This window comes from Bradyrhizobium sp. NAS96.2 (assembly GCF_001908235.1).
Classification (GTDB): domain Bacteria; phylum Pseudomonadota; class Alphaproteobacteria; order Rhizobiales; family Xanthobacteraceae; genus Bradyrhizobium.
On sequence record NZ_LGHK01000005.1, the window covers coordinates 48,769 to 63,149 of the forward strand.

Sequence of the window (14,381 nt, forward strand, 5' to 3'; positions counted from 1 at the left end):
TCCACATTCAGGAGCTCGTTTGTTCAATGCTTTATTTGCAAATCGGCAAGACAAGCGCAGCGCGTTCTTGCTTCCTTCTATCCGCGTTCCATCGCGAACCCAGTCTATCGGACACGCGCCATCGCCTGGTACGTGCAAGCACCTGCCAGAGCCGTCGGACTGCCTGCCAGGACGGCCATCGTCGCGGCCGCTGCCCGAAAAGGATGCCGTCCCTCGTTCTTCGTCATGCTCGCTAAACTGGGCAACGCCTGCCCGTCAGCTTCTCATCAGCTTATCTGGATATCATTCACAGCACAGCTCCGCCTAAGCAAGGCGAACCTACTGCGAAGGATCCACGCCAAAGGGAAGCGAGAATCGTCATGCACAATCGAATCAGTGGCCCGCCCACACGTCCGAGCCAAACTCACGAACCGAGTCAGTCTGCGGACAGCGACAGCTTTCGGCAGATACTTGTGGGCTTGTCGTCCCGATCGATGCCAGATCCCCATGCGAATTCGTCTTCGGCGCCAACACGGCCGCACTCAATCACTTCCGAGCCATCCGTGGTGGAGTTCGAAAACCTTCCATTTGGCACAGACAAGCAAAATCTCAGGTCGCGGAGGAGGTTACCACCTGGAGAATTGCCCGACAAAATGGGTTGTTGCGTCAGCACACCCCAGGCCTCCGAGCCACACAATCCCAGCACGTCTTCTCCGGCGAGGCCGAGCAACTCCCTGTTCCAATACCGGACGGCCGAATTGCATGAAGCCAATGTGGACGGCATCTGCGTCGGATTGACTGCGGAATGGCTCAGCAATCTCAGCAACAGTCCATCAACCCGAATGAGTGCGCTAGCACCCGGATCACGAACGCACGATTCAGCGGCTGCGCGGCAGGAGCGGTATCAAGACTTCAAGGACGAGTTGCGAAGGCGGGGAGCAGGAGCGTCTCAGGCAGACCTTGAGGCACAAAACCGAGTACTTCGGGGAGCAAATTTGGATCCGTCCGGAAAAGAGAAGGTATACGAATTCGGCAAGCATTCGAACATGGTGAGGAAAATCACCGACGACGGATCTAAATATTTGCTCAGTTTGTATTTCGCCGAAGGTGGCTCACACGTCGTTGCAACGTCGACCTTGGATGGAAGTACGACACTCTTTGATCCGAATTATGGAGAATTTACTGCTCAACCAGACGAGATGGAAGGATTGCTTCAAAGCCTCGCCAATCGTTATAGGAACCCCAACGGGCAGCACCTGTCGACCATCACCACACAAAAAATAAACTGAGGTCGGGGTCGCCAGGCGATTTGCGCGTTCTGTGATGGCCGTACAAGAATGCGGGATCCGTTCCCCACTTGCTGCACAGAGCGCCGGATATGAGATCATGGCGAGGGCAGCAAGGGTGCAGGACGTCCAAATCGCGAGCGAGCCGCTCGCGTTTACCCTCGGGAACAGAGCCGCACCGTTCTGTCCCGAGACGACTCGGATGTCCGTCCAGGGAGCTGCTGAACTTGGTCGGGGCAGGCTCATGGAGCCGCCTCAGTCGCCTGATCTGGCGTCACAGCCTATCGAAAACTGTAGACCGCGGTCGGCGCGGCGAGAGGTGGTTAGGTCGGGAAGACCGCACAAGTTCCAGTCTAGGCCTTCAAGATCGTCTTCCTTTCGTTCGCCACAGACACGGCTAGAGCGTTTCACGTTTTGATGGAAGCATATCCAGCGTTTTCGAAGTAGTTTCCGCATTCGTTGGGCTGGAACGAGGCCGCCGATATGGCGGCAAATGTCGTCGAGCGTGCGCTTCTGGGCGGAGCGCATCCAGTGCTTGATCTTGGCGAAGGTCTGTTCGATCGGATTGAGATCGGGGGAGTATGGCGGCAGGTACCAGAGCCTGGCGCCGGCGGCTTTAATCAAGCTGCGCAGGGCGGCCGACTTGTGGCTGCCGAGATTGTCCATAATGACGATGTCGCCAGGCTGAAGCTGCGGGACGAGAACCTGCTGAACATAGGCGCGGAAGCATTCGCCGTTGATTGGGCCGTCGAACAGACAAGGTGCGGTGAGGCGGTCACAGCGTAAGGCGCCCAGGAATGTCAGCGTCCGCCAATGACCATGTGGCGTGAAGCTCCGCACCCGCGCGCCTTTTGGTCCCCATCCGCGCAGTGGGGCCATGTTGGTCTTGATCCAGGTCTCGTCGATAAAGACCAGGCGTCGGGGATCGAGATTGGCCTGCCATGAACACCCAGCGCTGGCGTCTACGCGCGATGTCTGCGCGAGCTCGCTCGAGGGCGAGCAGCGTTTTTTTGAACCGCAGCCCTTCGCGTCGCAGAAATAGCCAAACCGCATTGTGGGAGACCTTGATCCCGCGCGCGGCAAGCTCGTCCTTGAGGGCGTGAAGCGTCAAATGCGGCGTCTGACCGATCCGTTCCATGATGAAGGCGCGATGCGGCTCAAGGACGGGCTTCCGATGGCCGCCCATCTTGCCGGGCGCGACCGAGCCGGTCGCTCGATAACGCTGCGACCACTTCACAACTGACGACACCGCAACCCCAAACCGCGACGCCACCGAACGGCAGCTCTCGCCCTTTGCAACTGCCGCAACCGCACGCTTACGCAGATCGTTGGAAATTGGTCGGACCATCGGATGCTGGCCTCCAGCCCAGCCAGCATCTTGAATCATATTCGCCGCAAATCCGGAATCCCTTCCGATTCAATGAATCCGTGAGCCGCTCTAGCGCCCATCTCTTACAGCGCTCGTCCTGCGCTTTGAGCGGTCTACTTTCGGCGGCACAATCACCCCCGGCTGCAGCCGAGCCCCTCGCACGGCCAGTCAGCTTGGTCTCGGAAGCTGGCTTTGGGCGTTTCAGTACTCGCGCATGCGATGGTGCTGTCGCCTAACGAGATGATCAGATCCTCACAGTGGCGCCGCAGAGCTTGGGCGACGCCTCGATGTTGCGGCGCGTTTTCTTCTGCGACGCTCGCGGAGTGGCGACCTCGCGGTGGCGAGTCGAGGTCTCATACGCGCGGGCGCCAAACGTTGCGTCGCGCCTCTATCATTGCAATGAGCGAACTCCAAGCCGCAGGCTGTCAGCGCAACTGGCCTGTCAGCTCCAAGACGAGGCCTCGCGGCGACCTAGCTCGGAACACCTGCGGCTTGCATCGGTCCGGTCTCAAGGCGGGCCTTCAGGTCGTCCAAATAGTTCTGGGCATAGGATTGCGCCTGCGAGACCGTCAGGTCGATACCCCTCGTCGCGGCCTCTTCCAGAACCTTCTTTGCGAGACCTTCGCGCAGCGCCAATTTGACCTCGGGCCCGGAGATACAGCCAACGGCCTGCGCCGCAAGATTGATGCCGACTTCTTTCAGCGCCTTCTTCATATCGCCCCCGCTAATGGCCGTGTGAAGAAGGTTCGCTGCTTGCGACTCCAACTCGAGTACCATCGATATGGCATCGGCCACTTCGCCCAAGGCGGGAATGAAGCCGAGCACGCCGACTGCCGTGGCCGCCAAATCAAGCACCTTCGTGCCTACCTTGAGCACGTCGTCGACCACATGCATGATGGCTCCGCCATTCTTTTTCGCAGATTTGATATCGGGTTGGTCGTCCACCCCCATCATCATGTCCGCAACCGCGCGTTTTTCGGCGGCGGTCGTCGGAACATGGGTCTTGGTCTGCTGAACGGTACGGTTCGCAGTCGACATGTTGCCGTAGAAGTGCGTGAAGTCGTTGTTGCTGATGTTACCGGAATCGACCGTATGCCCGCCGCCGAAGTCGGTGATCTTATGATGGGTCTTGTAGCCAGTGATCGAATTGTTCAGTAACCCAAACAACAGCGGGTCCGAAAGCAGCTGTGACGCTGCTTGGCGTACGTTCGGATCGAGACTCTTGTCGTCCGCCATGCTCGACAGCTTCTCTCGTGTCAGGTCGCCTTTCCCGAAGAATGCGGATTGATTCTTGTTGATCGTGCCGAGCGTGTCGAGCTCGCTCTGTGTCAGGTTCATCGACGATGAAGCGACTTGCAGGAAATCCTCTTTATGGACTTTATCAATCGCGCCACCGTACAACTGCTTCCAGGCGTCGGTATGGTCGAGGAAGTATTGAGCCGCCGCGATCACCTGAGGCGGACACTTGCCGGTCTTGGCGTTGCCGTCGACGATCCTCTTGAAATCGTCCAGACTGAGATTCTTAGGCAGGTAGTCAGAATACCGGTAGAGTTCGCGCAATGCATCATTCGCGGTCATGGCCGACGGTTGTCCATTTCCGGTACCGTCGGATGAGATGTAGTTCTGCTCGTAGCTGTGCGCCTGCCGCTCCTGGAATGCAGCAACCTGCGAGTGGCTGGCGGAGAACTCGGACAGGTCATTCGCCTTAATCTTGCCCCCGCAGCGGCCGTCGCCCTGAGAGCCGATCGCATAGAACAGCTCCGGGTCCTGCCGCAATTTGTTGATCGCTGCCTTCAGATCCGGTGGCGTCGAGGGGTCGTTCGCCTTCTCTGCCAACGAGTCCCAGCTGAGCGGGCATTGGTCCTTGTGCCGGTTCAGCACTGCGACGATCTCCAGCTCGGCATCGGTCAGCGTGCCGCCATTCCATGTGATCCTCGAGCTTGCGACCGGAGCGGTCGCCACCTCGGGTGCTGCAGCGGGCGCAGCCGATGCCGATTTGTCGACGGAAGAGGAGTCGGCTGAGGAGGAAGGAAGCGAATCTTTCTCCAATGCCTCGATCGCCGCCTTCACATCCGCTGGCAGCTGGTCCAATGGATCCTGCGGCATCGGCAGCTCTGGCTGCAACGGATCCGTTGGCGTGGAGGGGACATCGGATTTCTCTTCCCGCGAGCTTATGGACACCAACGCCTCGAAGATCGAAAGCTTGCCTTCCCCAGTCTGGTCGGATGGTCGTAATGCCGACGACCCCCCCGGTACACGTCCAAACTGAGCTGGATCCACACTGGCGGGCAGTGAAAAGCTATTGAGCTGCATTTTGAGTTCATTTCCGTTGCGGTCAATCGGTGACATCGGCGATCGCAAGAACGACGCGTTCGCGCGAGACTAGGGGGGCAAGCTTTCGAGAAGCTGACGAGTTGAGAAGGCTCACCTTCAGCCAATCGCGGTCATCTTCGATTTATCTCGAAAGAGCCGCCGGCGTGCTCATAAATGTCATCTGCGACCCAACAATGTCATCTCCGCCCCAGTGCACGCGCAGCACGACGCTGTCCTGATGGGTTTGGAGGGGTATGACACCTCCAGTCATCGCCAATGACCATCGTCGCGAAGCCGCGAAGCGCTATCACCCCTGATTCTCGCGGAAGCGGTTCGAGCAGCGCGCGGTTTTGCCCGTGCCTTGCCAATCGCACGATTGGGTGTCTGGTCCAACGGGTGCGATGGAAGTTGCTGGATCGGGCGCCTGGACTGTCTGGCGCTCACTCATAGGAGATGTTGTAAAAATTAGGTCACCCGGTCGCGAAAATCGTTCGGTGCAGCCCTGGCATCTACCCGTGAAGCCGCTTTCTCGCCTCAGGTTGATGTTGATCCTGATATTGGGATTATCGCCGAATCCGTCCTTCGGCTCGTCAGCTTCTCGACAGCTAATCCCGCTAGCGTGAGCAACGTGGGTCGCCCGGTTGCGATGCCACCTTTCTGATGAAACTGAAGTGAGAGGCAGTAGATGGCCGGCGCAATCGAAAGTGTGGTTCACACCAATCTTGATAGTGGCGCTTCGCAGTCCGTGGATCAGGGTCGAGAATTCGAATCAGCTTTTGGCTCGGTTCTTGCCATGGCCGCGGTGCAGAGTATGGAGCGAGGCATGGCAAATCTTCACGAAACGGTGGCTGAAACAGAAGAGGATGCCTGACGCCGAATCGCGACGTCAGGGACCGTCGCCAGCAGTGGCGGCAATTCAAACGGAAGGTGAAGCGATATGGTCAACAAAGTAGGTGGTTCTGGCTCTCATGGTGGTGACACCGCCGACACCAAGACTGACAACAAGGCTGACAACAAGGCCTCAGGTTCCGGTGGTGGTGGTACCACGGCGTCTACCGCCACATCAGGAGCTGGTGCTGTCATTGATCAGGCCGGGGGGGCGGCAACTTACGAGGCTCTGATCGCGCAGTTGAAGGCTGTCAGCCTGCAATCCATGGTGCAAGACATGCGCTTGCGCGCGCTGTCGACCGAGCTCTCGAGTGAGAAGAAGGCGGCGAGCGAGCGCGCCAACGGCTAACACTGGAAGCGGGGCGGACCTCGCCCCGCTTTTCCAGTCGCGGCGGCGATGTGAGCAGTGGCGGTCTTCGAATGAACTGTACGGCAATGCCTGCCGTGCTCCTCTTTGTTTGGAGGATTGTCGGTGAATGAGGCTGCCTCCTTCCACTTCGAGGTGCTGTCGGGACTTTATGCCGGGCTGAGCGGAAAAGCGGCTGCCGGAACGAGCCTTATCGGCAGTGGCGTCGACGCGGATATGATCTTTGTCGAACAAGGGCTTGAGCCGCATCACCTTCGTGTCAACCTGGTTGGTAACTCGATCGAGATCGAGGCCCTTGCACCCATAGGCACTATGGAGGGCGAGGGGGATGTTGGCGCAGGCGAGCGCGTTGTTCGTTCTCTTCCAGCCGTTGTCCACGTGGGCGCGATGTCTATTCGCTGGTCGATGCAAAATGCGGTCGAGGCCAGTTCGGCCAGCCGATCGCGCGTTTCGATCTCGGCGCTGGCCATCGTGTTGTTCGGCATTGTCGGTATTGGTGCTCTGACGACGGCTTTATCCAAAGGCGGCGGAGGTACACCAAGCGCCAGTGCGGCCCCTGCAGCCGAGATTGTACAAAAGCGCATTGCGAGCCGGCCTGATGATCGGCGTGCCCAAGACACAGCCGAAGTGTTGAAACAGGAGGTTGATAAGGCCGGCCTGCTCGATATCAGGATTGGTTCGGGCCCAGGTTTTGTCAGTGCTGAGGGAACAGTCACTCCTGCAACAGTTGCGAAATGGCAGGAACTCCAGCAATGGTTTGATCGTCGCACAGATGGCGCGCTAACCCTCTTAAACGGAGTGCGGGTCAAGGAGGACAAGCCACCTTCTCCAATCGCTCTCGAAGCTGTTTGGCACGGAATCCAGCCCTATTTGCTTATCGGCGGACAGAAATATTTCGTCGGTGCTCTGTTGGCTGACGGATGGTCGGTTGATCGAATCGACGAAGGGCGCGTGCTGCTAAGTCGAAATGGCCGTTTTGCTGCCGTTCCCTATTAGCGCGAAGGAAAATTGGAGAGGTCATGTCAAAGCTGTCCCGTCATGATGTCGGGCCTGGCACTGTTTCGCAGAGACTCAACGAGGACCGTGCACCGGTAATCGACCTCAGCAAGACCAAGATCGACGGTACTCCCGCAAATGATGAGAATCAGCAGGCGTCGATCTGGCGGGAGCCGAACGCGTCGCATTTGCCGCTCGATATGACGATCGACGCCCTATCGAAGGCCAAAGATATTGATGCAGTGGGGCGCGTCAGTCTCAGCAAGACGCGCACCCGCGGCAATGATGTCGAGGGGCTGACGCCGCTCCACGGGGGCGATATTGCGCATGATCTGCTCGCCTTCGTCACACCACGGCTGCGCCATCCGGACATGCTGCGGCCAGAGCGGTACGGCGTTCTTCTGGAACGTCTCACCCTCAAGCTCTCGGCCGCGCCCTCTGATTCCATGGCGCACGAAGGTGTCCTCGTCCTGCAGCAGGGACTGCAGTGGCTGATCCTGCTCCGGCAGAACCGGAACAGCTTGATCGAAGCCTAGCCAATGGTCCACCGTGATGGAGCGCAGCAGCCGACGACGGACGTTTCCAGTGCCGGTAACGTGTGCCTGAGTTCCTGGCAAGAGCGCGATTTGGTCTGCGCACTTTCCTATCTCCATCTTGCATGTGGGCAGGGCGCACAATGCGTTGCTCTGTTGCAGCTCATCGTCCGCGACAACTCGCAAGACGTCGACCTGCTACGGATTCTCGCCTACGCCCTCATCTCGGAGGGCCTTGGCGATCAAGCACTGCGGATCCTGGACAGACTGGATACACTTGATGACGAGCCGTCTTCGCGCACCCATTTGATGCTGCTACGAAGCCATGCCCTGCGGCGTGCAGGCCGCATGGACGAGGCGCGCGCCGTTTTCCAGGACTATGTTTCGTTGCGCGTCGGCACAGTTCTTATCAAACAACCATCAGAAGGCCTCCATGACTAACGTCCTGCGTAACATCATTGCGCGCGCGTCGGCCAACTCCGATCTGATGGTTGCGTTGATGCTGCTTCTGACGGTCAGCATGATGATCATGCCGATCCCGCTTGTAGCGATCGATACGCTCATTGGCTTCAATCTGGGCATCGCCATACTGCTGCTGATGGTTGCTCTTTACATCAGCACCCCGCTCGACTTCTCGTCCTTGCCGAGCGTCATTCTGATTTCCACGGTATTCCGGCTGGCGCTCACCATCTCGACGACGCGGCTGATCCTGGCTGATGGGGATGCCGGCAGCATCATTCACACGTTCGGTGACTTTGTCATATCGGGGAATATCGTCGTCGGCATTGTCATCTTTCTAGTCGTAACCATGGTGCAATTCATCGTCGTCGCCAAGGGCGCGGAACGCGTGGCGGAGGTGGCGGCGCGCTTCACGCTCGATGCCCTGCCGGGCAAGCAGATGGGGATCGATGCGGAGCTGCGCAACGGTCATATCGATCAGAACGAGGCCCGCGGTCGGCGCGCTGCATTGGAGAAAGAAAGCCAGCTCTACGGGGCCATGGACGGCGCCATGAAATTCGTGAAGGGTGACGCCATCGCAGGGTTGGTGGTCATTTGCATCAACATGCTGGCCGGGATCACTATCGGCGTGCTCTCCAGGGGAATGTCTTTCGCGGAGGCGTTGCATCAATATACCCTGCTGACGATAGGTGATGCGTTAATTTCGCAAATTCCATCGCTACTGCTCTCGATTACAGCCGGAACGATCATCACTCGCGTAAATGGATCTACCCAGCTCAACCTTGGTAACGAGATCGTCAACCAGCTCACCGCCAATGCTCACGCCTTGCGACTGGCCGCCTGCGTCTTGGTTGTCATGGGGATCATCCCGGGTTTCCCGTTGCCGGTCTTTTTCGTATTGGCCGCGGTCTTTGCAGCAGCGAGCTTTGCTGACGGTGTGGTCCAAAGCGCCAAGAAAGACGCTGATGTCTCCGGTCCCGTTCCCGCACAGCCTCACAAGCAAACCGTCCCGGCGGAAGCGCTTCCCGTTGCGTTATTCCTCGCACCCAGTCTGATACAGGCGATCGACAGGGACGAATTGCAGCAGCACATTGCACGGGTTTCCGGATCGGTCTCAACAGATCTAGGCATCACGATTCCGCGCATCCCCGTCGAGGTCGACGAGCGCTTGCCAAAGTTGGTGTTCAGGGTGGATGTCGAGGGCGTGCCGGTCGATCAGGATTTTATTGATCCAACGCAGCTCGTGCTCAACGATGATCTGGCCAACATTGAATTGAGCGGCATCCCATTCCGGCATGACCCGGATACGGATAGAATCTGGATCGAACAAAGCAATCAATCGGCCCTTAAAGCGGCCGGCATCGGGTATCGCGGTCCCATTGAGATCCTGGCCTTGCGCGTTAATTCGGCGTTGACCCGCCATGCTCCGTGCTTGGTAGGTATTCAGGAGACGCGTCAATTGCTGGCTCGAATGGAGATCGAATATTCAGATCTGGTGAAGGAGGTGTTGCGTACGACGCCAATCCCCAAGATAGCCGACGTCCTGCGGCGCCTGCTGGAGGAGGGAATTCCGATCCGCAATACCCGGCTGGTCTTGGAAGCATTGGCTGAATGGAGCGGACGAGAGCAAAACGTCGTCTTGCTCACTGAATATGTTCGCTCGGGTCTGAAGCGGCAGATTTGCCACCGTTATGCCAACGCACACCGTGTCGTGCCCGTCTTTATCATCGAACGGCAAACCGAGGAGGTTGTTCGCGGCGCTGTGCGCGATACGCCCAAAGGTCCCTACCTGGTTTTGACGGACGGTCAAAGCGAGGCGCTGCTTTCAAGAGTGCGTCAGATCCATTCGAACATGGTTCGAGGTCAGGCCCGCCCAGTTATCCTTGCTTCGATGGACGTACGGCGCTTTGTCCGCGGTTTTCTCACCCGCAATGGGATCGATCTTCCTGTTCTATCCTATCAGGAGCTTGCCCCCGACTTCACAATCCAGCCCGTTGGATCAATCACACTGACTGCTGCCAAGGACAATGCTCCGTTGGAGCAACCTCGTAACATGATCGCTGCAGCCGACAAATCGGCCCAGCAATCGATCTGAGAAGGACCGCATGAATTCACGTCAAAACGCCGTCCGGTCGCGCTTTGGTCCATTTTGTCCATTCTTGTGTTCGGCTTTCCTTGTTATTCTTGGGCTCGGCGGTTGCGCTCGTTGGGATAGACCCGCGCTTCAAGTGCAGGAGACGCCGCCGCCAGATTTGCTTGGCGCCAAAGATATCGATCCGGCGATGCGCGAACGCATTGAGCGCGCGATCGGCCGGAATGCCGACTAGAGGCTTTGTGCAATTCGCTGAAGCAGGAACTGCGAAATGTTGATCGGGCTGGCCCTGTCGACACAAGAACGCTCGCGCAAGATCGGCTGAGCTACTCCTCAATGTCTTGTGGGTTTCCACACGCTGAAGACGAATGCGTTATGCTCGACCAACGGGGAGGCATGGTCAGGTCAGAAGCGCTGCAATGGTAAGCAACGGCGGACGAGAAAAAATGCTGCGTGACAAGATCAGGTGATCGGCAGCGGTCGGCGCGAACGCTGCGGCGGCGAAGGCCATCGCGTAGGACCGTTTGCAGTCCTTCGCAATTTGATGACCGCTTCACAGCTTAAGGCCGTGGTCGTCGAGCACTTGGCGCATCAGAGCGTCCTTGATCTCACAGGCGATCTCGTCGCGGATCTTTGCTCCGAACTGGAGTTCGGCATCGCTGTTTCCGGTCAGGCCATGATCGGCGAGCCGTTGCTCGAGGCGGCTCTGGAACTGCTCGTCCATCGCCTCGATGAGCCGCTCCTGCATCTGTGCATGGGCTTCGGGAGCGATCCGGCTCACCACCGTCTCCCAAGGTTGCCAGCGAGTCGCCAGATAGTCGGCGAACCCCGCCGCTTCCTCATTGCGCACCTGCGTCTCGGCCGCTGTGAGGTCGTCCTCAGTCACGTAGGAGACATCAAAGAACCGCATGTCCGGAGCGATGAGCCGCAGGTCCAGTCGCTCGCGCAGCTTGACCTGATAGGCGAGATAGACCTCGATCTCGTCGACGAACTGGAGCGTGTCGACCTTCTGACGGGCGATCGGCGCGAGCGCGTCCAGGCGGAACAAGACCCGCGCCTGATCGACGAGCTCGCCGAGCCGATCGTCATAGGCGCCATCCTCGACATCAGCGTTCACGCGTGCGGTCTGCATGCTATTCCAGGTCAGGGTAATGCGATCTTGGCAGGTCGCGCTCGCCCCGAAGGCGAGCTGGAAATACTGCTGGCGCAACCCCGGCCTGATCGCTGCTTGCCGCAGATCCTCCGTTACCGCGTTTCGGAACTCGGCATTGCCATAATTCACGGTCTTTCGCAGCCTGTCGAGGAAGAGCGCGTATTCCGAGGCGCCCGCCTCGTCGGCGAAGTTCTGCCAGGCGGCGATCACCTCAGGCTCGCCCTCGAGCCAGTCAGCCGCCACCTCGCTCAAGGCGCGCACCGGCTCGCCCGCCGTTCCTCCATCCATCGAGAAGAAGACCCGCGGACCGGCATAGCCTGGCGCATTCAGAGCTGTCGCCAGATCAGTCCGGGCCTGCTCGGACAGCAAATTTTCCTCCACGTAAATCATGCACCCAGAACCGAGCCGGGTTAGCAGGGCCTCCGGAAGGCCGGTCAGCCGGTTGTCGCGTGCCTCAAGCACCTGGAGCTCAGCCGGGAGGGTCTCCGGCAAGCTCGTCAGCCTGTTACCGCTGACGTGTAGTCTCTGAAGCTCCGGCGGGAGGGTCTCGGGCAGGCTTCTCAGATGGTTGTCGCGCGCGAAGAGCAACTGGAGTTCAGTGGGGAGAGTGTCGGGCAGCCTGGTCAGCCGGTTGCCGTCGGCCTCGAGCTCCTGGAGTTCAGGCGGGAGGCTGGCAGGTAGGTCGGTCAGCCGGTTGCCGCCGACAGCAAGCAACTGAAGACCGCTCGGGAGGGCGTCGGGCAGGCTCGTCAGCAGGTTGCCGCGGACATCCAGGTCCTGGAGCCCGGCCGGCAGGGTGTCCGGCAGGCTGGTCAGCCGGCAGCTGCCGACGGCGAGCGTCAATAGGCCCTCCGGAAGGGTTTCGGGCAGCCTGGTCAGCCGGTTGCTGCCGATTTCGAGTGATTGGAGTTGCGTCGGGAGGGCGTCGGGCAGGCTGGTCAACCGGTTGCCGCTGGCGCTGAGCGTCCGGAGTCCGGGCGGGAGGGTGTCAGGCAGGTACAGCAGCTCGTTGTGGCTCACGTCCAGCGACTGCAGCCCGGGAGGAAAGGCTGTGGGCAATGTCGTCAAACCCAGGTAGGGCAGCTCCAGCCCTGTATAGACGTGGCCGGCTTCTGCCCAGGCTCTTATTCGTCTCGCCGCCTCTTGCCGGTCCTCATCTTCCGTCTGCCCCTCCTCGCCAACCCAGGTGTCTAGGATCCGGTCAAGCGGCGCTTCCTGGAGGACTGGGGCTTCAAAGTTCGTCAGATCGCTGGAAGCAGCTGCGGTGGAGGTCCCGGTGCCTTGCAAGGCTTCGGTCCACTGCGCCGCGGCTGCGGGGAGCCGCCCGCCTCCTCTTGAAGTATTTCCATCGTCCGGCCAGGGCTGTCGGCCAAGGACCGGTGCTGCGAGATCTTGCTCCCAGGGATTTGCCGGGATAGTTAGCCACTCCGGCACCACATCATCGGCTCCCGCCCACCAATGCTGCTCTTGATCGACATGATGCGTCGGCCAATCGGCAGCTGCATTCATGTCGTGCCAACCATCCGTCGGACTGGAACTGCCGTCTGACAACTGGCTATCGCGATCCGCGGTCGCAAAAAGCACATGCTGATTGATCCCTTGTTCAGAGTAGGAGGGCGGATTCGAGGGCAGCCGCGAGGGGCCTTGTTCAACGCGATCCTCATGCGAGATTCCCAAAGGATCCGCATCTCTGTTCGACCCGGCATAAGGGGTGCGGCGTCGATTTGAATTGGGGGGCGGAGGTGGAAGCTCACGCGGATGCAACTCGTTCAGCTGCTGCTGAAACGCTGCTTGGTCTGCCTGCTGCTGTTGCAGGCCCTCGTCGTACGTCCGCCCGACATCCGGGACCTCGGATGGATTGAGGTGGTTGAACGGATCCATCCCATTCTCCCGGCGGATATGAGGAGCTAACGCCTGACCTGGATAAACAAGTCCTCGCTAAGAGCCTAAGCTTTCGAGAAGCTGACGAGGAACCAGAATGATCGTAACGATCCTGAGATTTTTCCGCGGGACAGTATAGCACCACAATCTGGGTGGGGAGCCTCTCTCCCAGATCGTCGCGCTACAGACCGGGCGCGATTTTTCGGAGATCGTTCAATTGCTCCGAAGCGAGAGCCGTAACCTAAGCGCATCTTTGTGAGGGGGGAATCAAAGACTCCTCTGCCTCTACGAGTCACGAGATGTGTTCTGCCGGCATCGGCGGTCTTGGCAACATCGTCCAACACAATGTCACCGGTTCAGTCGAGCGCCGAGCCCGCGGGGAGATGAATGACGAGGCGCAAGCTATCGGTAGATCTCGCGAGAGCGCCAGGTAGTCAGAGACTGCGTAAAAGTTGCAATTTGTCCTGGGCATTCGATGGCCGACACCGCCACCGCGGTCCTGCAATCGTGATCGCCGTTAGCAAGTCGGCCATGTAGAAGCCGCCTGCATACCGCAACGAATTCAGCGAAACATCGAGGCCGACGTAGGTCATGACTTTTTCTCCTTCGGATGGAGTTGGTCCATCATCGTCGTCAAAAGGTGCCGCGCGGCAATTAGGTCAGGCGATCGGACTGAATACCCCATCTCTTCCGAAAAGAGGCTGCACTTCATGCTCTGGTCATTGTCTTGGACGAGCGAACTTCAAGCCGGATTAAGCCCGCGGGGCAAGGTCACCGAGCCCGATTATCAGATCACCTGACTTCCATTTATCTGCTGGCGTCAGCTTGCGGACAGCTAAGCTGTCTAAGCGGGGACAAGGTCAAATGACCTGCACAACACAACACGTATGATCCAAAGGAGCAGGGTCGCTATGTACGGTCGAATTAACGATTGGTCGGGTAGTCCGTCGCATGAAACCTCCGATGCTGAGCATTCGGATTCCGAAAACCAAGACTTTGCGGATGCGTTCGCTCGGATGCGATTGCAGGATGCAGCTGGCAGCTCGTCTTCGCGTTATTCTCTCG

The 14,381-nt window shown here is 59.0% G+C and carries 11 protein-coding genes and 1 pseudogene; 8 read left to right on the plus strand and 4 right to left on the minus strand.

The window, feature by feature from the left end; translation table 11 throughout:
- The first annotated feature begins 632 nt into the window (after positions 1-632).
- Positions 633-1,268: a YopT-type cysteine protease domain-containing protein gene (locus AC628_RS01085; RefSeq protein ID WP_168193280.1), complete on the plus strand. Its 636-nt coding sequence runs from the start codon at positions 633-635 to the stop codon at positions 1,266-1,268.
- 404 nt (positions 1,269-1,672) lie between these two features.
- Here the strand turns inward: AC628_RS01085 and AC628_RS01090 are convergent.
- A pseudogene (locus AC628_RS01090) lies at positions 1,673-2,613 on the minus strand (IS630 family transposase).
- A gap of 492 nt (positions 2,614-3,105) precedes the next feature.
- Positions 3,106-4,983, minus strand: a complete 1,878-nt coding sequence (locus AC628_RS01095; RefSeq protein WP_245320971.1) for an HrpF/NolX family T3SS translocon protein — start codon at positions 4,981-4,983, stop codon at positions 3,106-3,108.
- A gap of 649 nt (positions 4,984-5,632) precedes the next feature.
- Here AC628_RS01095 and AC628_RS42435 point away from each other — a divergent pair.
- The 7 genes from AC628_RS42435 (at position 5,633) to AC628_RS42440 (ending at position 10,517) form a co-directional block, all read left to right on the plus strand.
- Positions 5,633-5,818, plus strand: coding sequence for a hypothetical protein (locus AC628_RS42435; protein WP_143201373.1), 186 nt, complete (start codon positions 5,633-5,635; stop codon positions 5,816-5,818).
- 66 nt (positions 5,819-5,884) lie between these two features.
- Complete coding sequence (locus tag AC628_RS01100; protein ID WP_074124927.1) at positions 5,885-6,184, plus strand: hypothetical protein; 300 nt, start codon at positions 5,885-5,887, stop codon at positions 6,182-6,184.
- Positions 6,185-6,307: 123 nt separating this feature from the next.
- The gene (locus tag AC628_RS01105; protein ID WP_074124936.1) at positions 6,308-7,198 is read left to right on the plus strand and encodes a SctD/MshK family protein; all 891 of its coding nucleotides are present in this window, start codon (positions 6,308-6,310) and stop codon (positions 7,196-7,198) included.
- A 23-nt stretch (positions 7,199-7,221) separates the two neighbouring features.
- The gene (locus AC628_RS01110; RefSeq protein ID WP_074124928.1) at positions 7,222-7,734 is read left to right on the plus strand and encodes a hypothetical protein; all 513 of its coding nucleotides are present in this window, start codon (positions 7,222-7,224) and stop codon (positions 7,732-7,734) included.
- A 3-nt stretch (positions 7,735-7,737) separates the two neighbouring features.
- The gene (sctY, locus tag AC628_RS01115; protein ID WP_074124929.1) at positions 7,738-8,172 is read left to right on the plus strand and encodes a type III secretion apparatus assembly chaperone SctY; all 435 of its coding nucleotides are present in this window, start codon (positions 7,738-7,740) and stop codon (positions 8,170-8,172) included.
- On the plus strand, positions 8,165-10,285 hold the full coding sequence (gene sctV / locus AC628_RS01120; protein WP_074124930.1) for a type III secretion system export apparatus subunit SctV: 2,121 nt from the start codon (positions 8,165-8,167) through the stop codon (positions 10,283-10,285). Before sctY ends, sctV begins: the two co-directional genes overlap by 8 nt.
- Before the next feature lie 10 nt (positions 10,286-10,295).
- On the plus strand, positions 10,296-10,517 hold the full coding sequence (locus tag AC628_RS42440) for a hypothetical protein (protein WP_143201374.1): 222 nt from the start codon (positions 10,296-10,298) through the stop codon (positions 10,515-10,517).
- A gap of 318 nt (positions 10,518-10,835) precedes the next feature.
- Here the strand turns inward: AC628_RS42440 and AC628_RS01125 are convergent, their stop codons facing one another.
- Positions 10,836-13,316, minus strand: a complete 2,481-nt coding sequence (locus tag AC628_RS01125) for an NEL-type E3 ubiquitin ligase domain-containing protein (protein WP_245320972.1) — start codon at positions 13,314-13,316, stop codon at positions 10,836-10,838.
- Positions 13,317-13,750: 434 nt separating this feature from the next.
- Entirely contained in the window at positions 13,751-13,909 is a 159-nt protein-coding gene (locus tag AC628_RS43695; protein ID WP_168193278.1) for a hypothetical protein, read from the minus strand.
- Positions 13,910-14,381 lie beyond the last annotated feature (472 nt).